Source organism: Streptomyces sp. HUAS YS2 (assembly GCF_033343995.1).
Classification (GTDB): Bacteria; Actinomycetota; Actinomycetes; order Streptomycetales; family Streptomycetaceae; genus Streptomyces; species Streptomyces solicathayae.
Genome location: NZ_CP137573.1, coordinates 4,997,381 through 5,018,393, shown reverse-complemented (window position 1 = coordinate 5,018,393; position 21,013 = coordinate 4,997,381). Strand labels below are relative to the sequence as shown.

Below are 21,013 nucleotides of genomic sequence, written 5' to 3'. Positions count from 1 at the left end.
GCCTCCGTAGTCGTAATCGGTCGTTGATGAACAGTCTGTCAGCTTCGCCGCCGCGGGGTCGTCCCAGACCCCCATTAGGCTCGTGTGGCGTACGCCCCAGATTCCCGAGGAGAGCCATGAGCGAGCGACTGCAGCCCGGCGACACCGCCCCCGCCTTCACCCTGCCCGACGCGGACGGCAACGAGGTCTCCCTCGCGGACCACAAGGGCCGCAAGGTCATCGTCTACTTCTACCCGGCGGCCCTCACCCCGGGTTGCACCAAGCAGGCGTGCGACTTCACCGACAATCTCGACCTCCTCGCCGAGGCCGGCTACGACGTCATCGGCGTGTCCCCGGACAAGCCGGAGAAGCTGGCCAAGTTCCGTGAGAAGGAGCACCTGAAGGTCACGCTGGTCGGCGACCCGGACAAGAAGGTCCTGGAGGCGTACGGCGCCTTCGGCGAGAAGAAGCTGTACGGCAAGGTCGTGACGGGCGTCATCCGCTCGACGATCGTCGTCGACGAGGACGGCAAGGTCGAACGAGCCCTCTACAACGTCAAGGCCACCGGCCACGTCGCCAAGATCATCAAGGACCTGGGTATCTGAGCCCAGGCGTCAGATCCTGCACGACCGATCGTTGAACGACGCTGCCCGGCCAGTAGCATGGCCGGGCAGCAAGCGGCCGTGGTGGAATTGGCAGTCACGCTGGGTTTAGGTCCCAGTGGGGTAATACCCGTGGGGGTTCGAGTCCCCCCGGCCGCACTTACTTGACCAACTCCCGTACCACCGGTACCAGCGCCCTGAAGGCCTTGCCTCGGTGGCTGATCGCGTTTTTCTCGTCCGGGGTCAGCTGGGCGCAGGTCACGTCGTAGCCGTCCGGCTGGAGGATGGGGTCGTAGCCGAAGCCGTAGCCGCCGACGGGTTCGTGGCGGAGGACGCCCGGCATGCGGCCTTCCACCACCCGTTCCGTGCCGTCGGGGAGAGCCAGGGCTGCCGCGCAGGTGAAGTGGGCCGCCCTGTGGGCGTCGTCGATGTCGGTCAGCTGGGCCAGCAGGAGGTCCAGGTTGGCGCGGTCGTCCCCGTGCTTGCCGACCCAGCGGGCGGAGAAGATGCCGGGGGCGCCGTTCAGGACGTCGACGCAGAGGCCGGAGTCGTCGGCGATCGCGGGCAGCCCGGTGGCCCGGGCGAGGGCGTGGGCCTTGAGGAGGGCGTTCTCGGCGAAGGTGACGCCGGTTTCCCTGACGTCGGGCACGTCGGGGTACGCGTCCGCGCCGACGAGTTCGTGGTCGAGGCCTGCGTCGGCGAGGATCGCGTGGAGTTCGGTGATCTTGCCCGCGTTGCGGGTGGCGAGGACGAGACGGGTCATGCCCTCGATTATCCCGGCGTGCAGACCTTGCCGATCTCGGTGGCCGCGTCGGTGATGGGCTTGATGTCGGGGGTGGTGTCGCCGTTCTTGACCGCGGTGCGGACGGTTTCGACGCCCTTGGTGAGGTCGTCGACGGCCTTGGAGAGGTCCGCGTTGTCCGTCGTGTTCTTGAGGTTGCCCAGTTCGGTGTCGATGGTGTTCAGCGACTCCTCGATCTGGGTCGCGTCGTTCGTCCCCGTGCTGACGGCCTGCTGGAGGTTGTTGACGGAGGTGGCGATCGCGTCGGCGGTCTTGACGCAGTCCATCGCCTTGTCGAGTGCGCCGCAGCCCACCAGGCCGGTGAGTGTGGCTGCCGTGGCGACGGCGAGGGCTATGGAGCGGCGCTTCACGTTCGGGTCCCCCCAAGTTCGTATGACTGGACGGGGCGCACGGTTCGATCCGTGCGCCCGTACCGTTTCAGACGCAGCGGCGTCCTACAGAGTTCCTTCGAGGGCCTTGCGCTGGATCTCGGCGAGTTCGGCGCAGCCGCCGGAGGCGAGGTCGAGGAGGGCGTTGAGCTCCTTGCGGTCGAAGGGCTCGGCCTCGGCGGTGCCCTGGACCTCGACGAAGCGGCCGTCGCCGGTGCAGACGACGTTCATGTCGGTGTCGGCGCGGACGTCCTCCTCGTAGCGGAGGTCGAGGAGGGGGGTGCCGTCGACGATGCCCACCGACACCGCGGCGACGGTTCCCGTGAGGGGCTTGCGGCCGGCCTTGATGAGCTTCTTGCCCTGGGCCCAGGAGACCGCGTCGGCGAGGGCGACGTACGCGCCGGTGATGGCGGCGGTGCGGGTGCCGCCGTCGGCCTGGAGGACGTCGCAGTCGAGGACGATGGTGTTCTCGCCGAGCGCCTTGTAGTCGATGACGGCGCGCAGGGAGCGGCCGATGAGGCGGGAGATCTCGTGGGTGCGGCCGCCGATCTTGCCGCGGACGGATTCGCGGTCGCCGCGGGTGTTCGTGGCGCGGGGGAGCATGGAGTACTCGGCGGTGACCCAGCCCTCGCCGCTGCCCTTGCGCCAGCGGGGGACGCCTTCGGTGACGGAGGCGGTGCAGAAGACCTTGGTGTCGCCGAAGGAGATGAGGACACTGCCCTCGGCGTGCTTGCTCCAGCCGCGTTCGATGGTGACCGGGCGGAGCTGTTCGGGCGTGCGGCCGTCGATTCGAGACATGCCCCTGAGCCTAGCTGCCATGACGAAGGGCCCGTTCCCCTGCCGGAACGGGCCCTGTGCCGATGTGAGTCAGGTGCTCACATCATGTCTTCGATGTCCGCGGCGATGGGGTCGGCGTCGGTGCCGATGACGACCTGGATGGCGGTGCCCATCTTGACGACGCCGTGGGCGCCGGCGGCCTTGAGGGCGGCTTCGTCGACCTTGCTGGGGTCGATGACCTCGGTGCGCAGCCGGGTGATGCAGCCTTCGACCTCTTCGATGTTCTCGATGCCGCCGAGGCCGGCGACGATCTTCTCAGCCTTGCTGGCCATGTGTTTCTCCCTGTCCGTTCTGCGCACCAGTGGTCCGCTTTGTCACGGTAACCCACGGTTGGCCCAACTGTGCGAGCGGGTGCCGCCGTTCTGCCGAATGATGACGATCACCGGAAGCCTGTCCCGGCGGGCTCCGCGAGCCTACCGCAACTGGTCTACACCAGTTTTCCAGGGAGGGATGTCAATGAGCAGCGAGAGTGCCGCCGCACCACCGCAGAAGTCCTGGTGGAACGGGCTCTTCCAGGGGCTGCAGAAGATGGGCCGCAGTCTCCAGCTGCCCATCGCCGTGCTGCCGGCCGCCGGCATCATCAACCGGCTCGGCCAGCCCGACGTCTTCGGTGCCGACGGTCTCGGCTGGGACAACGTCGCGAAGGTGATGGCGGGCGCGGGCGGCGCACTGCTCGACGGCAACCTCGGTCTGCCGCTGCTGTTCTGCATCGGTGTCGCGATCGGCATGGCGAAGAAGGCGGACGGCTCCACGGCGCTCGCCGCCACGGTGGGCTTCCTCGTCTACTACAACGTGCTGCGCCAGTTCCCCGAGGACTGCCCGCGGGGCACGGTGGACGTCAACGGCGGCTGCCTGGCCCCCGACCAGGCGTTCAGCGGGTACACGTACCAGAACCCCGGCGTCTTCGGCGGCATCGTCATCGGCCTGCTCTCGGCCTGGTTCTGGCAGCGCTACCACCGGAAGAAGCTCGTCGACTGGCTGGGGTTCTTCAACGGCCGCCGGCTCGTGCCGATCATCATGACGTTCGTGGCGATCGCCTTCGCGTCCCTGTGCGTGTGGATCTGGCCGCCGATCGGCGACGGTCTCGAGAACTTCAGCGACTGGCTGGTGGGTCTCGGGTTCTGGGGTTCGGGGATCTTCGGCGTGGCGAACCGGGCACTACTCGTCATCGGCCTGCACCAGTTCCTGAACGTGCCGATCTGGTTCCAGTTCGGCACGTACGAGAAGCCGGACGGCACGACGGTCCACGGCGACATCCCGATGTTCCTCGCGGGCGATCCCGACGCGGGCCAGTTCCTGACGGGCTTCTTCCCGATCATGATGTTCGCGCTGCCGGCGGCGGCGCTGGCGATCACGCACTGCGCGAAGCCGCGGCGCCGCAAGGAGGTCGGCGGCATGATGCTCTCGGTGGCGCTGACGTCGTTCGTCACGGGCATCACCGAGCCGATCGAGTACTCGTTCCTCTTCATCGCCCCGCTGCTCTACGCGATCCACGCGGTGCTCACGGGTGTGTCGATGGCCGTGACCTGGGCGCTGGGCGTCAAGGACGGCTTCAGCTTCTCGGCCGGCCTGATCGACTACGTCATCAACTGGAACCTCGCGACGAAACCGTGGCTGATCATCCCGATCGGTCTCGCGTTCGCGCTCGTCTACTACGTGATCTTCCGGTTCGCGATCACCAGGTTCAACCTCCCCACTCCGGGCCGTGAGCCCGAGGAGCTGGAGGAGGAGATGGAGCGGGACGTCACGAAGGCATAACCGCGGGAGGGGCCCGGCGGGCCGGGAGCCCCCTGGAACGCAGGGATCCCGGGCCTTCCGACCCCTGTTCCGAAGCCGCGAAAGACCCCTGGACCTCACGGTCCGGGGGTCTTTCGTCATGCCCGTACGTCACCGCCCGGACACACAGAATTCGCAGGTTCCTTATCTAAGTCTCACGTGCTAAAACTGGTCTACACCACTCAATGGTGTAGACCACGCGGTCCAGACCACCGCGTTCCACGAGACGCCGCCGTCACCACCTTTGCCATGTCCTCTGGCGGCGCCTTGCCTACTGGAGGAAGTTGATGAGTACGGCTACCGCCCAGGCCGCCGCTCCCGCGAAGAAGCGGGGCTCCGGTCTGTTCCAGGGCCTGCAGAAGGTCGGTCGCAGCCTGCAGCTGCCGATCGCCGTGCTGCCGGCCGCGGGTATTCTGCTCCGCCTCGGCCAGCCCGACGTGTTCGGCAAGGACGGCCTCGGCTGGGACAAGGTCGCCTCCGTGTTCGCCACGGCCGGCGGCGCTGTCTTCGACAATCTGCCCCTGCTGTTCTGCATAGGCGTGGCCATCGGCTTCGCCAAGAAGGCGGACGGCTCCACGGCGCTCGCCGCCCTGGTCGGCTTCCTGGTCTACAGCAATGTGCTGAAGGCCTTCCCCGTCACCGAGGCCGTGATCAACACGACCGCCAACAAGGGTGTCGACGTCGCCGCGACGTACAACAACCCGGGCGTCCTCGGCGGCATCCTGATGGGTCTCGTCTCCGCCGTGATCTGGCAGCGGTACCACCGCACCAAGCTGGTCGACTGGCTCGGCTTCTTCAACGGCCGCCGCCTCGTCCCGATCATCATGGCCTTCGTCGGCACCCTGGTCGGCGTGCTGTTCGGCGTCCTGTGGGAGCCGATCGGCGAGGCCATCTCCAGCTTCGGCGAGTGGATGACGGGCCTCGGCGCGGCCGGCGCCGGCCTGTTCGGTCTGATCAACCGCGCGCTGATCCCGGTCGGCATGCACCAGTTCGTGAACACCGTCTCCTGGTTCCAGATCGGTGACTTCACCAACGCCGCCGGCGAGGTCGTCCACGGCGACCTGAACCGCTTCTTCGCCGGTGACGCGAGCGCCGGACTCTTCATGTCGGGCTTCTTCCCGATCATGATGTTCGGCCTCCCGGCCGCCGCGCTCGCCATCGCGCACTCCGCCCGCCCCGAGCGCCGCAAGGCCGTCCTCGGCATGATGCTCTCGCTCGCGCTGACGTCCTTCGTCACCGGCATCACCGAGCCGATCGAGTTCACCTTCATGTTCATCGCGCCGGTGCTGTACGCGATCCACGCCGTCCTCACGGCCGTCTCGATGGCCGTCACCTGGGCGTTCGGCGTCCACGCGGGCTTCACCTTCTCGGCCGGTGCGATCGACTACCTGCTGAACTGGAACCTCGCGACCAAGCCCTGGATGATCATCCCGATCGGCCTGGTCTTCGGGGCGATCTACTACGTGGTCTTCCGCTTCGCGATCACCAAGTTCAACCTCCCCACGCCGGGCCGTGAGTCCGACGAGGAGCTCGAGGACCTCACCAAGGCGTGAGCCCCGAAGCACCGAAGAGAAGGCCCCGGAACCTCGATGGTTCCGGGGCCTTCCCCGTTGTCCCGAACCGAACCGAACCGGGCCGGGACTCAGATCTCGTACGCCGCGCCCGCCCGGGCCAGCTCCACCGGGCCGTCGTACGCCGCGCGCGCGTCCGCCAGGTTCCGCTCGCCGTCCGTCCACGGCGGGACGTGCGTGAGCACCATCCGGCCCACGCCCGCGCGGGACGCCGCGGCCCCGGCCTCCCGGCCGTTGAGGTGCAGGTCCGGGATGTCCTCCTTGCCGTGCGTGAACGACGCCTCGCACAGGAAGAGGTCGGCCCCGGCGGCCAGTTCGTCCAGCGACCCGCAGACGCCGGTGTCGCCGGAGTACGTCAGCGTCTTCCCGCCATGCTCGATCCGGATGCCGTACGCCTCCACCGGGTGGCACACCCGCTCGGTGCGCACCTGGAACGGGCCGATGTCGAAGGAGGCGGACTTCAGCGTGCGGAAGTCGAAGACCTCGCTCATCGCGCCGGGCGTCGGGATGTCGGCGTACGCGGTGGTCAGCCGCTGCTCCGCGCCCTCGGGGGCGTAGACGGGGATCGCGTCGCAGCGGCCGCCCTCGTGGCGGTAGTAGCGGGCGACGAAGTACACGCACATGTCGATGCAGTGGTCGGCGTGCAGGTGGCTGAGGAAGACGGCGTCGAGGTCGTAGAGACCGATGTGGCGCTGCAGCTCGCCCAGGGCGCCGTTGCCCATGTCGAGGAGCAGCCGGAAGCCGTCGGCCTCGACGAGGTAGCTCGAGCAGGCCGATTCCGCGGACGGGAACGACCCTGAGCAGCCGACGACGGTGAGCTTCATGGAGCGAGAACCTCCGTGGACGGGCGTCCGGGGACGGGTGCGGGAATGTCGCTGAGGGGGAGGTCGTGCGGTCCATCGAGCGTACGGCGCGGTGGCGTCCGTCGCTCCTCCGCAGTGGCCCGTTGTGGGCGAACTCACGGGCTCTGTCACCGGTTCGGATGGACGGCGGGGCGGCGCGGCGCGGGCGGCCGGGCCCCGGTACGGTCTTGAGGTATGGACACGTCGTGGTGGCCTGCGCTGGTCGCGGTCGTGGTGATCGCGCTGGTCGTCGCGCTCGCGGACGGGTGGGGGCGGTCGCGTCGCCGGTCGTCCGACCGGGGGCGGGGGCCGTCCGATCGCGGGCGCCGGCCGGGCCGGGGCCGGGGTACGGCGCCGACGGCGCCGCCGGGCCGGCCGCGCGGTGCGGTGCGGGCACCGGCTCGGGCGCCGCGGCCGGGTGAGATCTGGTGGGCGGAGGTGCCCTACGAGGACGGTCCGGGCTCGAAGGACCGGCCGTGTCTGGTGCTGTCGCTGCGCGGGGACCGCGCGCTCGTCGCGAAGATCACCAGCAAGTACCACGACGAGCGGCCGGGCGTGATCGCGCTGCCGCCGGGTTCGGTGGGCGATGCGCAGGGCCGGCCGAGCTTCCTGGAGACGGACGAGCTGCGCGAGGTCGAGGTGGCGGAGTTCCGCCGCAGGGTGGGCACGGCGGACCCGGTCGTCTGGGACCAGGTCCGCCACCTGGCGTGAGCGGGGGCCGGGGGCCCTACGCCCAGAGCTGGCCCTGGACGGTCTCGATCGCCTCTTCGGTCGTCGCGGCCGTGTAGAGGCCGGTCGACAGGTACTTCCAGCCGCCGTCGGCGACGACGAACGCGATGTCCGCGCTCTCCCCCGCCTTGAGCGCCTTCTTGCCGACGCCGATCGCCGCGTGCAGCGCCGCGCCGGTCGAGACGCCCGCGAAGATGCCCTCCTGCTGGAGGAGTTCGCGGGTGCGGGTGACCGCGTCCGCCGAGCCGACCGAGAAGCGGGTGGTCAGCACGGAGGCGTCGTACAGCTCGGGCACGAAGCCCTCGTCGAGGTTGCGCAGGCCGTAGACCAGGTCGTCGTACCGCGGCTCGGCGGCGACGATCCTGACGTCCGGCTTGTGCTCGCGCAGGTAGCGACCGACGCCCATGAGGGTGCCGGTGGTGCCGAGGCCCGCGACGAAGTGGGTGATGGACGGCAGGTCCGCGAGGATCTCGGGGCCGGTCGTCGCGTAGTGCGCGCCCGCGTTGTCGGGGTTGCCGTACTGGTAGAGCATCACCCAGTCCGGGTTCTGCGCGGCCAGTTCCTTGGCGACCCGGACGGCGGTGTTGGAGCCGCCGGCCGCCGGCGAGGAGATGATCTCGGCGCCCCACATCGCCAGCAGCTGGCGGCGCTCCTCGCTGGTGTTCTCCGGCATGACGCAGACGATGCGGTAGCCCTTGAGCTTCGCGGCCATCGCCAGCGAGATCCCCGTGTTGCCCGAGGTCGGTTCGAGGATCGTGCAGCCGGGGGTGAGCCGGCCGGCCTTCTCCGCCTGCTCGATCATGTGCAGGGCCGGGCGGTCCTTGACGGAGCCGGTCGGGTTGCGGTCCTCGAGCTTCGCCCAGATGCGGACGTCGTCCGACGGCGAGAGCCGCGGGAGCCGCACCAGGGGCGTGTTGCCGACCGCGGCGAGCGGGGAGTCGTAGCGCATGTCGCTCAGACCATGCCGCCGGCCACGGCCGGGAGGATCGTGACGTTGTCGCCGTCGGTCAGCTTGGTCTCGATGCCGTCCAGGAAGCGGACGTCCTCGTCGTTGAGGTACACGTTGACGAACCGGCGGAGCTTGCCCTCGTCCACGATGCGGGCCTCGATCCCGGCGTGCCGGGTCTCCAGGTCGGCGAAGAGCTCGGCGAGCGTCGCGCCGCTGCCCTCGACGGCCTTGGCGCCGTCGGTGTAGGTGCGGAGGATGGTCGGGATGCGGACCTCGATGGCCATGGCGTGGGCTCCTGTCGGGAGGTGGCGTGAAAGGCGCGCGCGGCTGTGGGCCCCCGCGCGAGGGTGGTGCTGCTGAGGAGCGCGTACGCGCTCCCGCTCACATCGCGCTGGCGAGACGGCACAGGTCGACGTGCAGGCGCGCCGTGAGCAGCGCGCTGCCCGGCGTCGTCACTTCGCTCACGTCGTGGAGAACCATGGGCTCATCGTATCGATTCCCGGTCCGGGTTCCGGAATGTGATCTCGGATACTGGACGATCGATGCTCAGCCGGTGGACTCGTTCGCCTCTGCGTAGGACTCGACGATCTCCACCTTCTCCTCCGTGACCTCGCCCTCGACGATCCGGAAGGAGCGGAACTGGAACTCGCCGGCGCCGTCGGTGTCGGCGGTGGAGACCAGGACGTAGTGGGCGCCGGGCTCGTTCGCGTACGAGATGTCGGTGCGGGAGGGGTACGCCTCGGTGGCGGTGTGCGAGTGGTAGACGATCACCGGCTCCTCGTCGCGGTCGTCCATCTCGCGGTAGAGCTTCAGCAGGTCCGCGGAGTCGAACTCGTAGAACGTGGGCGACCGGGCGGCGTTGAGCATCGGGATGAAGCGCTCGGGGCGTCCGGTGCCGGCCGGGCCGGCGACGACGCCGCAGGCCTCGTCGGGGTGGTCCGCGCGGGCGTGCTCGACGATCCGGTCGTACAGGTCACGGGTGAGGGTCAGCATGTCCGACAGGATAGACAGACGGGCCGTTCCGTACCGAGGGTTGGTACGGAACGGCCCGGATGCCGAGACGGACGAGGTCAGGAGCGCTTGGCGAAGGCCGCGCCCTCGGGGTTGCGGGCCTTCAGGACCAGGTACGAGATGCCCAGGATCAGGCCCCAGACGGGCGCGCCGTAGAGCGCGACCCGGTTGTCCGCGTCCATGCCCATGGTCACGACGACCATGAGGATGAAGGCGAGGGCGAAGAGGCTGGCCCAGATGCCGCCCGGGGCCTTGAAGGGCGACTGGGGCAGCTCGCCGCGGTCGGCCTTGATGCGGTAGCGGACCTGGCAGACCAGGATCATGATCCAGGCCCACATGCCGGAGATGGTGGCGAAGGAGACGACGTAGTTGAACGCCTCGCCGGGCCACTGGTAGTTGACCCAGACGCCCACCAGCATCAGCGCGGCGGAGAACGTGGTGCCGGCCAGCGGGGTGCCGTTCTGCGTGAGCTTGGTGAAGAACTTCGGGCCCTGGCCGTTGAGCGCGAGGTCGCGCAGCATGCGGCCGGTGGAGTACATGCCCGAGTTGCAGGACGAGAGCGCGGCCGTCAGGACGACGAAGTTGACGATCGCGGCGCCGATGCCGAGGCCCATCTTCTCGAAGGCCTCGACGAACGGGGAGACGCCCGGCTTGAACTCGGTCCACGGGACGACCGAGAGGATCATGATCAGCGCGCCGACGTAGAAGACGGCGATGCGCCACGGCACGGTGTTGATGGCCTTGGGCAGGACGGTCTTCGGGTCCTTGGACTCGCCGGCGGTGACGCCGACCAGCTCGACGGCGAGGAAGGCGAACATGACCATCTGCAGGGTCATGAGGGTGGAGCCGATGCCGTTCTCACCCGCGAAGAATCCGCCGAGGTCCCACAGGTGGGTGATCGAGGCGGTGTCGCCGGCGTCGGAGAAGCCGAGGGTGAGGATGCCGAGGCAGATCAGGATCATGCCGACGATGGCGGTGACCTTGACCATGGAGAACCAGAACTCGAGCTCGCCGAAGAGCTTCACGGAGATCAGGTTCGCGCCGTACAGGATGATCGTGAAGACGAGGGCCGAGAGCCACTGCGGGATGTCCCACCAGTAGGTCATGTAGGTGGCCGCCGCGGTGACCTCGGTGATGCCGGTGACGACCCAGAAGAGCCAGTACGTCCAGCCGGTCACGAAGCCCGCGAAGGGGCCGATGAACTCGCGCGCGTACTCCGAGAACGAGCCGGAGACCGGGCGGTACATGAGGAGCTCGCCGAGTGCCCGCATGATGAAGAAGATGACGAGGCCGGCGATCGCGTACGCGAGGATCAGGCTGGGGCCGGCCTTGTGGATGCCCTTGCCCGCGCCGAGGAAGAGGCCGGTGCCGATGGCTCCGCCGATGGCGATCATCTGGATCTGACGGGCGCCGAGTGCCCGGTGATAACCCTCGCCCGAGGCGGAATCCGCGGCCTCAACGCCGTCGTGCTTCTGGTCGACCCGCAGTGAGGTCATGGTGGTGCGCCTTTCTCCATGCTTCCTGATCCCCCCGGATACGGATGGAGTGCCACCGGCGGTCAGCCGGTCCAAGCGCCCCTGGAGACATGGGTGGCGTCACCAGCGGTCGTGCAGATCTATCACGACCCGAACGGTGACTATGCGGAGAAAGCGGGCACACCGGCCCACCGGTGGACCCATTGCTGATGTATTCGTTATCCGGATTTGAGCGTCCGCTGAGCGAACACTCGGCAGCCGGCAGGCCGCGTCAGGACATCAGCGTCTCGACGAGCGACTCCTGGAGCGCACCGAGCCAGAGGTACGCCATGACCATCGGCTTGCGCGGATCGTCGTCCGGCAACCGGTACAGGTCCCCGCCCTCGTCCTCGTCGGTGACCTCGAGCCGGGTCCCGATGGTGAGCCGCAGGTCGTTGAGCGCGCCGAGCCAGGAGCGGGACTCGTCGGGGGTGAGCTTGAGGACGGCGCCGCCCTCCCCGGACGCGGAGAGCGCGTCGAGGGTGCGGACCACCGCGAGGGCGTCGTCCCGCTTGCGGGCGCGCAGGTCGTTCTCGGTGTAGCGGCGGAAGTCCGCGGCGGCCTGCCGCAGCTCCTCGTCGTCGTCCGCGTACGCGTCGGGGAAGAGCCGGCGCAGCGCGGGGTCGGACGGCGGTTCGCTCGGGCCCTCCGCGAACAGCGCGGCCAGCGGGTCCTCGCCCTCGACGGGCTCGTCGCCCGGGCCGATCAGCTCCAGGAGCTGGACGGCCAGGGAGCGCAGGATGGAGATCTCGACCTCGTCGAGCGGCACGGCCGCGCCGCCGCCGGGCAGCGCCTCGAAGTGTCCGGCCATCACTTGCGGTCCTGGGAGAGGGTCGCCCACAGTCCGTAGCCGTGCATCGCCTGCACGTCGCGCTCCATCTCCTCGCGGGTGCCGCTGGAGACCACCGCGCGCCCCTTGTTGTGCACGTCGAGCATCAGCTTGTGCGCCTTGTCCTTGGAGTAGCCGAAGTACGCCTGGAAGACGTAGGTGACATAGCTCATCAGATTGACCGGGTCGTTGTGCACGATGGTCACCCACGGCACGTCCGGCTCGACGACCTCGAAGGCCTCTTCGGCGGGTTTCGTGCGTTCGATCTCGATTGGCGCGACGCTCACTTACCCCATGCTGCCACTCGAAGGGGCCGGTCGCACAAACGGAACCGCCGCTTCCGCGCGCCCTCGAACTAGAAATCGTCACTTTGACGATTTCTGCGGTAGCATCGCTGACATGAACGCTGCGGACCTTGGGCTGCCGGTGGATGTTCCCTCGACGGCGCTCTTCACCGACCAGTACGAGCTGACCATGTTGCAGGCCGCCCTGCGGGCGGGCACCGCCGACCGGCGGTCCGTCTTCGAGGTCTTCACCCGCCGACTGCCCGAGGGGCGCCGGTACGGCGTCGTCGCCGGCACCGGCCGCGTCCTGGACGCCGTGGAGAACTTCCGCTTCGACGCGGGCGTCATCGGCTTCCTGCGCGACCAGGGCATCGTCGACGAGTCGACCCTCGAATGGCTCGCGGGCTACCGCTTCTCCGGCGACATCTGGGGCTACCCCGAGGGCGAGGTGTACTTCCCCGGCTCGCCGATCCTGCGGGTCGAGGGCTCCTTCGCCGAGTGCGTGCTCCTGGAGACCGTGATCCTGTCGATCCTCAACCACGACTCCGCCATCGCGGCGGCGGCCTCCCGGATGTCGGCCGCGGCCGGCGGCCGGCGGCTGATCGAGATGGGCGCCCGGCGCACCCACGAGCTGGCCGCGGTGGCCTCCGCCCGCGCCGCGTACGTCGGCGGCTTCGGCGCCACCTCGGACCTGGCGGCGGGCTTCCGCTACGGCATCCCGACCGTCGGCACCTCCGCGCACGCCTTCACCCTGCTGCACGACAGCGAGCGGGACGCCTTCCGGGCCCAGATCGACTCGCTCGGCAAGGGGACGACGCTGCTCGTCGACACGTACGACGTCGCCGAGGCCGTCCGCACCGCCGTCGAGCTGGCCGGGACGGACCTCGGGGCGGTCCGCATCGACTCGGGCGACCTGCTCCTGGTCGCGCACCGGGTGCGCCAGCAACTCGACGAGCTCGGCGCGACCGGCACCAAGATCGTGGTCACCTCCGACCTCGACGAGTACGCCATCGCCTCGCTGGCCGCGGCGCCGGTCGACGCGTACGGGGTGGGCACCCAGCTGGTCACCGGCAGCGGGCACCCGACCTGCTCGATGGTCTACAAGCTGGTCGCCCGCGCCGAGTCGGCCGATCCCAAGGCGCCACTGGTCCCGGTCGCCAAGAAGTCGACGGGCGGCAAGACGTCGATCGGCGGACGCAAGTGGGCGGCCCGCCGGGTCGACGCCGAGGGCGTCGCGGAGGCGGAGATCATCGGCACCGGGCCGGTCCCGGCCGAGCTCGCCGACCGGCAGCTCCTGGTGGAGCTGGTCAAGGGCGGCGAGGTGATCGCCCGCGAGCCGCTGGACACGGTCCGCGCCCGGCACATGGACGCGCGGGCGGGGCTGCCGATGTCGGCGATCCAGCTCTCCCGCGGCGAGCCGGTCCTGCCGACGCAGTACGTGTGACCGCCCGACGCGGTACGTGTAGCCACGCCGGGGGCGGGTAGCCCCCGGCATGCCCCCTCCCGCAGGGCGGGGGAAGTCTCTACGCTCGATGTCACCCCGGAAGACGCCCTCTCCTCCCCCCATCGAAGGACAACCGCCATGCACCGCGCATTGATCGTCGTGGATGTTCAGAACGACTTCTGCGAGGGCGGCAGCCTCGCGGTGGCGGGGGGTGCGGACGTCGCTGCCGCGGTCACCGACCTGGTCGGCGAGGCCGCGGGCGCCGTCTACCGGCACGTCGTGGCGACCCGGGACCACCACATCGACCCGGGCGACCACTTCTCCGTCGCCCCGGACTACGTCAGCTCCTGGCCCGCGCACTGTGTGGCCGGCACCGAGGGCGTGGGCTTCCACCCGAACTTCGCCCCGGCCGTCGCCTCCGGCGCGATCGACGCCGTCTTCGACAAGGGCGCGTACAACGCCGCGTACAGCGGCTTCGAGGGCCTCGACGAGAACGGTGGGACGCTCGCGCAGTGGCTGCGGGACCGGGAGGTCACCGAGGTGGACGTGGTCGGCATCGCGACCGACCACTGCGTGCGGGCGACGGCGCTGGACGCGGCGCGCGAGGGGTTCCGGACGAAGGTGCTGCTCGACCTGACGGCCGGGGTCTCCGCGGAGACCACCGACCGGGCGCTGGAGGAGCTGCGGGCGGCCGGCGTCGAGCTGACCGGCAAGCCGGTCGTCGCCTAGGGGCCGCTCAGGCCACGGGTCCCTTCGGCGGGGCCCTAGGCCACGGGCTCCTTCGGGAGGGTCCGTATCGAGTGCCAGAGCTCCTGGGTGGTCGAGCGCCACAGGAGGCCGTCCGGGTGGTGCAGGACGGCGGTGATCTCGTCCGGGGTGGGCGGCTCCGCGTTGCCGCGCAGGTACACCGCCCGCAGGCCCAGGTTCCGCAGCCTGGTCAGGGCGCGGGCCCGGTTCGCGGCGTGGACCAGGAAGCGGACCGTGCACCCGTCCCCGGCCGGGCTGGGCAGCCCTATCGCGACGACCACACTGCCGTTCGGCAACTTGCTGAACCCTCCGCCGGGCATGCGGAACCACTCCCCCGTGAGTTGGCTGTCAATAAGAACTGCGTCAGACGCACCTAAACACGATCGGCCGCCGCCCGCTAGAGGGCGACGGCCGATCATGATTTGACCTGCAGTTTTACCGATTACTTGGTCGAGGGGCCGACCTGAACCGTGATCGTCTGGCCATCCTTCGGCTCCTTGACGACCTGGATCTTGGTGTTGGTGTCAGTTACCTGGACACCGGCACGCTCGGTCTCCTTGAACCAGTACGTGCCCTTGCGGTCGTCGAAGACCGGGTTGCCGGCCTGCGACGGGACCCACGTGGCGACGCCCTTGTTGTGGAGCTGGAAGCCGTCGGTGCGGGAGATGCTGAACGGCGCGTCGTACGACTGGACGCGGTTGCGCATCAGCGTGCCGTCGGACCACTTCAGCGGGCTCGGGTGCGAGTCGATCGGGAGGACCAGACCGGCGCCCGGGTGCTGGGAGGTGTTGTTGTCCTTCTGGGACAGGTCCCACTTCCAGATGAGCAGACCGTTCTGGTACGGGTAGTGCTCGACCCAGCCCGCCTTGTCACCGGTGAAACCGAAGTTGTACGGGCCGACCTTGAGGGTCTTGTCGTACGAGACGTACTGGCGGTTCTCCGCGATGTAGTACTGCTCGTACTCCTTCGTGAAGCCCTTGCCGACCCGCGAGAAGCCCTTCGCGACCCAGCCGTTGTCACCGTTCTCGACGTTGTCGGAGAAGACGGCGGCACCGTCGGCGGTCAGCGTGATGGCGTCGGCGGTGAAGCCCTTGCCGCCCGCGCCGCCGTCCGTCTGGTAGCGGAAGCGGAGGTCGAACTTCTTGCCCGCGTAGGCGTCGAGGCCGTAGACGAGCTTCTTGTGCTTGCCGGAGACGTCCGTCAGCGCCGGGGCGCCGGAGGCGTCCTTCGGGATGGCCACGCCGTCGGCGGTGCCGTCCAGGGCGGTCCAGTTGGCGCCGCCGTCCGTCGACACCTCGGCGTAGAGGTAGTCGTAGTCCAGCTCGATGTCGTACCAGCCCTGGAGCTCCAGGGAGGCCGAGGTCTTGCCGGTCAGGTCGACGGAGCGGGTCAGGGTGTTCTTGAGGTCGTCACCCATGTTGCTCCACCACTGGGTGGCGCCCTCGGCGGGGGCCACGATGTCCGTGGTGACCTGCTTCTTCGGCAGCTCGACGAGGAGCGCCTGCGGGTTCTTCGTGTTGTACTCCGAGACGCCCAGCTTGTGGGTGGTCTTGGTGGAGCGCTGCCAGTCGTTGACCTTGGCGTAGTTCAGCCAGCCGAGCTGGAGCTTGTCCCAGGCGGTCATGTCGCCGGGCAGGTCGCCGATGGCGTCCTTGCCCTGGCCGAGCCAGGAACCCGAGGACATGAGGGTCCAGAACCCGGTGGAGTTCTCGCCGCCCGCGGTGTCGTAGTGGTCCGGCAGACCGAGGTCGTGGCCGTACTCGTGGGCGAAGACGCCGAGGCCGCCGTTCTCGGGCTGCATCGTGTAGTCGCCGACCCAGATGCCGGTGTCACCGATCGGGGTACCGCCGGCCTTGTTGCCCGACGGGCCGGTCTTGCCCGCGTCGGTGCCGTAGGCGTACCAGCGGTGGGCCCACAGGGCGTTCTTGCCCTCGGCGCCGCCGCCGGCCGACTCGTCCTCGCCCGCGTGCACGAGCTGGAAGTGGTCGATGTAGCCGTCGGACTCGTTGAAGTTGCCGTCGCCGTCGAAGTCGTAGCGGTCCCACTGGTCGTACTCGGCCAGCTGGGCCTTGATCTCGGCGTCGGACTTGCCCTTGGCCTTCTGGTCGGCGACCCAGGCGGTGAGACCGTCGCGGACGGTGTCCCAGACGTTGGCGCAGTTGGTCTGGCCGCACCAGTTCGAGCCGTAACGGGCCTCGTTGTACGGGACCTTGACCCAGTCGGAGACCGTGCCGTCGACCGAGTAGCGGCCGGACGAGGTCTTCTCGTAGTAGGTCTTCAGCGACTGCTTCGGCTTGCCCTGCGCGTCCTTGCCGGTACCGAAGTACAGGTCCTGGAAGTGCTGCTGGTTGTAGTCCGCCTGCCAGGCCGTGGAGTTGTCGTTCGCACGGTCGGGCTTGGCTATGCGGTTGTGCAGCGGGCCGGGCTCGCCGCCGTACTTCGGCTTGAGCTCGGTGGTGTCGTCGTCCTTGCGGTCGACCAGGGTGGTGTTGTCCACCTGGTCGCCGAACTCGACGAGGATGGTGAAGATCTTGTCGGTCTTCTCGCGGGCCAGCTCGACGTACTTCTTGCTGCCGAGCTTGACGACCTGAGAACCGCCACGGCGCTCGATCTTGGCGTCGCCGTTCAGGACCTGCTCCAGGGCAGCCTTGCGCTGCTGCTCCTGCTGCTCGCTGTACGGGCCTTCGAGGTCGTGGTCGACCGTCGTCTTGTCGACGGTCTGGATGCCTGCCGGTGCTCCCTTGCCGTTCTCGTCGGCCTGGGCGGTGGCGAAGGTCGAGGCGGTGGCGGCGGTGGCCGCGAGCGCCACGACGACTGCGGACGCTCTGATCGCCCGTCGTCTGTTGGTCACTTGGTGTTTGTCCTCCCCGGCGACGCGATTCCACGCGGACCGAGGGTGGGGTGTCCGCGAGTGGCGTCGCACGTCACAAGTGACGACATTCGACCGGAGTTGAGGAAGAAAAGACAGACCTTGACTTGAACAGGCCAACTGCACTATGCAGGAGTCGATTCCCGATATCCGGACGAAGCCGACGAGGGGCGCACACCTCGACGGGCGCACCGAACGGGGCAATTGACGGTGGCAGTGACTCGGTGCGCCCCCCTGTGCTCCGGCACCGTGGGTTAGGTCACGCTTACCAACGGTTCCGCTCGGGCATGCCCCGACGTAGAGTCGCCCGAGAGTGCGACCCCGTGCGCGTCACCCGACCGATGCACCCTTGCTTCGAGGACTGGACCCGTCATGCCGCGTCCCAATGCCGCACAACTCGCCTACGGTTCGGCCACCGTCGTCTTCTCGACCGTCGCCCTGTTGCTGCTCTCCCGCGCCACCACCGGAGCGGGGATCGCCCTGATCGGCGTGGCCTCGCTGCTGCTGGGCCTGCTGGTCGTGCTGACCATGCCGGTCGCGGCGCGACGGCGGACGCGGGCGTCCCGGGCCGCGGCGCCCGTTCCGGCCCAGGACGAGACGATCCGGGTGCCGGCCGCGCACGTGGGCGCGGGCGCGGACACCCGGATCGGTTCGTAGCCTCCTGTCGACTACTGCGGCGTGGAGACCACCACCGTCTTCGCCGCCTTGTCGTGCAGACCCTGCTTGTAGGGCTTGTCGACCAGGATGAGGATCAGCAGCAGCAGCGGCCACAGGCAGGCGCAGCAGATCAGCGCGGGCAGCCAGAGCACGATCGCGCGCATCAGCGAGGCGTTCATCGGCGGCGTCGAGCCGTCGTTGAGCATCGCCACCCGCATCTTCATCAGCTTCTTGCCGACGGTCTGCCCGCCCCTCGCGGTCATCACGGTGTCGTAGGCGACGAACGCCACGATCGTGATGAGCTGGAAGGCGAGACCGCTGCCCGTGCTCGACTGAGTGATGGCGTCACCGAAGTCGTCGCTGTCGGTGGTCCGCTCGTAGACGTTGAGCGGGATGCCGATGAGCGCCAGCGGCACCACGACGATCAGCCAGTCGACGATCCGGGCGAGGATCCGCTTGCCGGAATCGGCGAGCGGCGGCATGCCCGCGAGCGGGTCCGGACCGCCGTAACCGCCGCCGCCTCCGTAGGGCTGGGAGCCGTACGGAGGAGGAGGCGGGCTGTCGTACGGGGAGCCACCGCCGCCGTACGGGGATCCGGGCGGCGGGCCACCGGGCGGCGGGCCCCCGGGCGGTGGGCCACCCGGGGGCGGACCTTCGGGCGGCGGGCCACCCGGCGATTCGGAGCCGTACGGACCCTCCGCCGGCGGCGGCGTGGGGTCCTGCGGCTTCTTGAGGAACGGGTCCTCATCGGGCGGCTGGCCGGGCGGCGGCTGGTCGTTGCTCATGGGGGCAGTGCATCCCGGCCGACCGGGCCCCGCAACGAATCGCCCCCCGTTCGGGGGACGGCCCAGGTGACGGCCTGTGTGACGGCCGGCCTGCCGGCCTACCTGCCTGCCTACTTGCCGGCGACGAAGGTGCGGGCCGCCTTGTCGTGCCAGCACTGCCGCCACGGGCGGTCGAACAGGCACCACAGCACGTTGACCACCCCGATCGCGAGCAGCCCGAGGACGCTGTACACCAGCCAACGGCGCAGCGAGGCGCCGAAGGTCGGCGGCTGGTGCGCCTCGATGTCGCGCACCTCGAGACCGCAGACCTTCTTGCCCGCCGTCCAGCCCCACTTGGCGGTCGGCAGCACCTCGTACAGCAGGCCGAGGACCAGGAAGACGGCCAGCGCGATCCCGAACTGGACGGAGGTCGTGCCGTCCAGGAGCCACACCTGGACCGTCGTACCGGACTGCTTGGCCGTCTCGATCTTGTCGGCGATGTGGTCGAGCGCCTGGGTCACGAACGGGAAGGACGCGGCGCCGGCGAGGGCGCCGAGGAGCACGGAGTCGATCAGCCGGGCGGCGAACCGCCGGCCGAGACCGGCCGGCCGGGCGGCGGCCTGCGCCTGAGCGGCCTTCAGGAACGGGTCCTCGACCACCGGCTTCCAGGGGGTCACCGGCTGCTGCTGTTGCTGCGCGGCCGCCGCGTCCGGCTGCGCGAGCCGGTGCACCTGCTGCGCCCACGACGGGGAGCCGCCGCCTGGACCCGTGGTGACGGGCGCGGCGACGGGAGCGGGGGCCTGCTGGGCCTGCGGCGCGGGGGCCTGGGCGGCGGCCTGGGCCTGCTGCTGGGCCTGCTGGGCCTGGGCGGGGACCTGCGGGGCCTTGCCGGCCTGCGGGCCGCCGAGGGCGCGGATCGTCATCGTCCCGCTGTCGTCCCCGGCGGGGCGGCGGCGGATGGCGACCGTCCCCTCGGGCGCGTCGGAACCGGGCTGGGTCTGCCGTACGCCGGGCAGCGCGCCACCGGTCGGGTCGGCCGGCACCACGCCACTGCCGGGCACGGTGCCCGCGATGCGGCGGGACGGGGCGGCGGGCTCGGCGGCCGGCGCCGGGCTCGGGGCCGGGTTGCCGCTCGGCGCGCGGTCGGACGGCGTCCTGTCGGCCGGGGTGCGGGGGTCCGCGAGGGCGGCGCGCGGGTCGGCCGCCTCGGGCGAGCCCCAGGAGACCTTCTGGTCGCGCTCGCCACCGAAGCCGGACTGGCGCGAGGCGTCCGCCTGCCAGGCCGACGCGGGCTCGGGCCGGACCTCGTCGGCCGGCTCCTCGTCCAGGAACACCGGCCCGGTCTCGTCCACCGCCGGCCTCGGCGCGGGCGTCGGCGTCGGCGCGGCCGGGGAGGCGAGTACGGGGGCCGGGGGCATCGCCGACGCGGGCGGCGCGGGCATGGCCTCGCCGTCCTTCGGCGCGGGCCGGCTCGTCCCGGGTACCCAGGCGGCACCGTTCCAGTACCGGACATATCCGGGAATGGACGGGTCCGGGTAGTACCCGGCCTGGGGTACCTCCCCGCCGCCTCCAGGAGGAGTAGCCACCGCTCCGACTCCGTTCCGTCACACACCGCTGCTGCCAAGGAGGACAGTAACGAAGAACCCGGGAAGGGGAAGAAGGAGGCGGCCAGAAAGCCCGCCTTCGAGCGACATGGTCCCGATTCCCGTCACCGGGTGTGGGGACCCGGCCTAGGGTGACGCCGGACTGTTGCCGTGCCTGCAGCCGTGCCTGCCGTCGTGCTCTGCCGCCGTGTCCCGCGAGGAGGCCGGAAAAATTCTCGAGAAAGTTCGCGGAAGTCGCGTAATGGCAGGTCACCACCCCGCTCTCTCCTTGTGCAGGCCCGCCCGGGGCCGCACGAGACGAGGGAGCAGGACCGTGCGCAACATCGAGAACTCCGAGCACACCGAGAACACCGCCGAGAACCCCGTCGTGGAGCGCGATCTGGAGCTGCGTCTGGTGCTGTCGCCGGAGCGGAGCATCCCCGTGCCCGCCCGGCTCGGCTACCGCGCCGACGACCCGTTCGCCGTGCACATCGCCTTCCACATCGGCTCGGAGCACCCGGTCAACTGGACGTTCGCCCGCGAGCTGCTCGTCGAGGGCGTGTTCCGGCCGTGCGGCCACGGGGACGTGCGGATCTGGCCGACGAAGGTCGAGGGCCGCAGCGTGGTGCTGATGGCGCTGTCCTCGCCGGACGGGGACGCGCTCCTGGAGGCCCCGTCGGCGCAGGTGTCCGCGTGGCTGGAGCGGACGCTGCGCGCCGTCCCGCCGGGCACCGAGGCCGACCGGCTCGGCATCGACGACGGACTCGCCCGGCTGCTCGCCCCGACCGCTGCGGACGACCTGTGGCTGCGCGACCCGTGGCCGTCGGACGAGTCGCAGGACGGCGAGCTGTGACGC

General features: G+C 69.8%; 24 protein-coding genes and 1 tRNA gene. 9 read left to right on the top strand and 16 right to left on the bottom strand.

The annotated features are described in order from the left end of the window. The first annotated feature begins 116 nt into the window (after positions 1-116). Positions 117-584 (top strand): thioredoxin-dependent thiol peroxidase, encoded by a 468-nt coding sequence (gene bcp / locus R2D22_RS23265; protein ID WP_318106592.1) that lies wholly within the window; start codon positions 117-119, stop codon positions 582-584. A 72-nt stretch (positions 585-656) separates the two neighbouring features. Then, positions 657-740 (top strand) — tRNA-Leu (locus tag R2D22_RS23260). Position 741: 1 nt separating this feature from the next. Here R2D22_RS23260 and rdgB read toward each other — a convergent pair. From rdgB to R2D22_RS23240, 4 genes are all read right to left on the bottom strand, one after another. Continuing rightward, positions 742-1,344, bottom strand: a complete 603-nt coding sequence (gene rdgB / locus R2D22_RS23255; protein WP_318106591.1) for an RdgB/HAM1 family non-canonical purine NTP pyrophosphatase — start codon at positions 1,342-1,344, stop codon at positions 742-744. Between the two features lie 8 nt (positions 1,345-1,352). Next, a complete protein-coding gene (locus tag R2D22_RS23250; RefSeq protein ID WP_318106590.1) occupies positions 1,353-1,733 on the bottom strand; it encodes a hypothetical protein in 381 nt (126 codons plus the stop codon). 84 nt (positions 1,734-1,817) lie between these two features. Continuing rightward, positions 1,818-2,549 carry a ribonuclease PH gene (rph, locus tag R2D22_RS23245; protein WP_318106589.1) on the bottom strand — a complete coding sequence of 244 codons (732 nt, stop codon included), beginning with the start codon at positions 2,547-2,549 and terminating at the stop codon, positions 1,818-1,820. Positions 2,550-2,626: 77 nt separating this feature from the next. Further along, the gene (locus R2D22_RS23240) at positions 2,627-2,860 is read right to left on the bottom strand and encodes a PTS sugar transporter subunit IIB (RefSeq protein WP_018517946.1); all 234 of its coding nucleotides are present in this window, start codon (positions 2,858-2,860) and stop codon (positions 2,627-2,629) included. A gap of 178 nt (positions 2,861-3,038) precedes the next feature. Between R2D22_RS23240 and R2D22_RS23235 the strand changes: the two genes are divergently transcribed. Together R2D22_RS23235 and R2D22_RS23230 are read left to right on the top strand one after the other, a co-directional pair. Next, positions 3,039-4,346: a PTS transporter subunit EIIC gene (locus R2D22_RS23235; protein ID WP_411977067.1), complete on the top strand. Its 1,308-nt coding sequence runs from the start codon at positions 3,039-3,041 to the stop codon at positions 4,344-4,346. A gap of 305 nt (positions 4,347-4,651) precedes the next feature. Next, complete coding sequence (locus R2D22_RS23230) at positions 4,652-5,917, top strand: PTS transporter subunit EIIC (protein WP_318106587.1); 1,266 nt, start codon at positions 4,652-4,654, stop codon at positions 5,915-5,917. 89 nt (positions 5,918-6,006) lie between these two features. Here R2D22_RS23230 and R2D22_RS23225 read toward each other — a convergent pair whose 3' ends face one another. Next, positions 6,007-6,759 (bottom strand): MBL fold metallo-hydrolase, encoded by a 753-nt coding sequence (locus tag R2D22_RS23225; RefSeq protein WP_318106586.1) that lies wholly within the window; start codon positions 6,757-6,759, stop codon positions 6,007-6,009. A 213-nt stretch (positions 6,760-6,972) separates the two neighbouring features. On the opposite strand from R2D22_RS23225, the gene R2D22_RS23220 reads away from it, so the two are divergent. Further along, positions 6,973-7,488: a type II toxin-antitoxin system PemK/MazF family toxin gene (locus R2D22_RS23220; protein WP_318106585.1), complete on the top strand. Its 516-nt coding sequence runs from the start codon at positions 6,973-6,975 to the stop codon at positions 7,486-7,488. A gap of 16 nt (positions 7,489-7,504) precedes the next feature. On the opposite strand, the gene R2D22_RS23215 is transcribed toward R2D22_RS23220, so the two are convergent. The 7 genes from R2D22_RS23215 to clpS form a co-directional block, all read right to left on the bottom strand. Beyond that, entirely contained in the window at positions 7,505-8,455 is a 951-nt protein-coding gene (locus tag R2D22_RS23215) for a PLP-dependent cysteine synthase family protein (protein ID WP_318106584.1), read from the bottom strand. Positions 8,456-8,460: 5 nt separating this feature from the next. Further along, the gene (locus tag R2D22_RS23210) at positions 8,461-8,739 is read right to left on the bottom strand and encodes a MoaD/ThiS family protein (RefSeq protein ID WP_318106583.1); all 279 of its coding nucleotides are present in this window, start codon (positions 8,737-8,739) and stop codon (positions 8,461-8,463) included. A 97-nt stretch (positions 8,740-8,836) separates the two neighbouring features. Beyond that, positions 8,837-8,935 carry a putative leader peptide gene (locus R2D22_RS23205; RefSeq protein ID WP_318106582.1) on the bottom strand — a complete coding sequence of 33 codons (99 nt, stop codon included), beginning with the start codon at positions 8,933-8,935 and terminating at the stop codon, positions 8,837-8,839. 66 nt (positions 8,936-9,001) lie between these two features. Beyond that, a complete protein-coding gene (locus R2D22_RS23200) occupies positions 9,002-9,448 on the bottom strand; it encodes a M67 family metallopeptidase (protein WP_318106581.1) in 447 nt (148 codons plus the stop codon). Positions 9,449-9,525: 77 nt separating this feature from the next. Further along, on the bottom strand, positions 9,526-10,962 hold the full coding sequence (locus R2D22_RS23195) for an amino acid permease (RefSeq protein WP_318106580.1): 1,437 nt from the start codon (positions 10,960-10,962) through the stop codon (positions 9,526-9,528). Positions 10,963-11,212: 250 nt separating this feature from the next. Beyond that, complete coding sequence (locus tag R2D22_RS23190; RefSeq protein ID WP_318106579.1) at positions 11,213-11,791, bottom strand: DUF2017 domain-containing protein; 579 nt, start codon at positions 11,789-11,791, stop codon at positions 11,213-11,215. After that, the gene (gene clpS / locus R2D22_RS23185) at positions 11,791-12,096 is read right to left on the bottom strand and encodes an ATP-dependent Clp protease adapter ClpS (RefSeq protein WP_318106578.1); all 306 of its coding nucleotides are present in this window, start codon (positions 12,094-12,096) and stop codon (positions 11,791-11,793) included. Before clpS ends, R2D22_RS23190 begins: the two co-directional genes overlap by 1 nt. 112 nt (positions 12,097-12,208) lie before the next feature. Between clpS and R2D22_RS23180 the strand changes: the two genes are divergently transcribed. Further along, the gene (locus R2D22_RS23180; RefSeq protein WP_318106577.1) at positions 12,209-13,537 is read left to right on the top strand and encodes a nicotinate phosphoribosyltransferase; all 1,329 of its coding nucleotides are present in this window, start codon (positions 12,209-12,211) and stop codon (positions 13,535-13,537) included. Positions 13,538-13,675: 138 nt separating this feature from the next. Then, complete coding sequence (locus tag R2D22_RS23175; protein WP_318106576.1) at positions 13,676-14,266, top strand: isochorismatase family protein; 591 nt, start codon at positions 13,676-13,678, stop codon at positions 14,264-14,266. Between the two features lie 35 nt (positions 14,267-14,301). Here the strand turns inward: R2D22_RS23175 and R2D22_RS23170 are convergent, their stop codons facing one another. After that, a complete protein-coding gene (locus R2D22_RS23170; RefSeq protein WP_318106575.1) occupies positions 14,302-14,604 on the bottom strand; it encodes a hypothetical protein in 303 nt (100 codons plus the stop codon). A 122-nt stretch (positions 14,605-14,726) separates the two neighbouring features. Beyond that, complete coding sequence (locus tag R2D22_RS23165) at positions 14,727-17,135, bottom strand: immune inhibitor A domain-containing protein (RefSeq protein ID WP_318106574.1); 2,409 nt, start codon at positions 17,133-17,135, stop codon at positions 14,727-14,729. Positions 17,136-17,525: 390 nt separating this feature from the next. On the opposite strand from R2D22_RS23165, the gene R2D22_RS23160 reads away from it, so the two are divergent. Further along, on the top strand, positions 17,526-17,810 hold the full coding sequence (locus R2D22_RS23160) for a hypothetical protein (protein ID WP_318106573.1): 285 nt from the start codon (positions 17,526-17,528) through the stop codon (positions 17,808-17,810). A gap of 11 nt (positions 17,811-17,821) precedes the next feature. Here the strand turns inward: R2D22_RS23160 and R2D22_RS23155 are convergent, their stop codons facing one another. Together R2D22_RS23155 and R2D22_RS23150 are read right to left on the bottom strand one after the other, a co-directional pair. Then, positions 17,822-18,595, bottom strand: a complete 774-nt coding sequence (locus R2D22_RS23155) for an RDD family protein (protein ID WP_318106572.1) — start codon at positions 18,593-18,595, stop codon at positions 17,822-17,824. A 110-nt stretch (positions 18,596-18,705) separates the two neighbouring features. Continuing rightward, positions 18,706-20,160: an RDD family protein gene (locus R2D22_RS23150; RefSeq protein ID WP_318106571.1), complete on the bottom strand. Its 1,455-nt coding sequence runs from the start codon at positions 20,158-20,160 to the stop codon at positions 18,706-18,708. 331 nt (positions 20,161-20,491) lie between these two features. Here R2D22_RS23150 and R2D22_RS23145 point away from each other — a divergent pair, with 331 nt between their 5' ends. Further along, positions 20,492-21,010 carry an SsgA family sporulation/cell division regulator gene (locus R2D22_RS23145; RefSeq protein WP_318106570.1) on the top strand — a complete coding sequence of 173 codons (519 nt, stop codon included), beginning with the start codon at positions 20,492-20,494 and terminating at the stop codon, positions 21,008-21,010. Positions 21,011-21,013 lie beyond the last annotated feature (3 nt).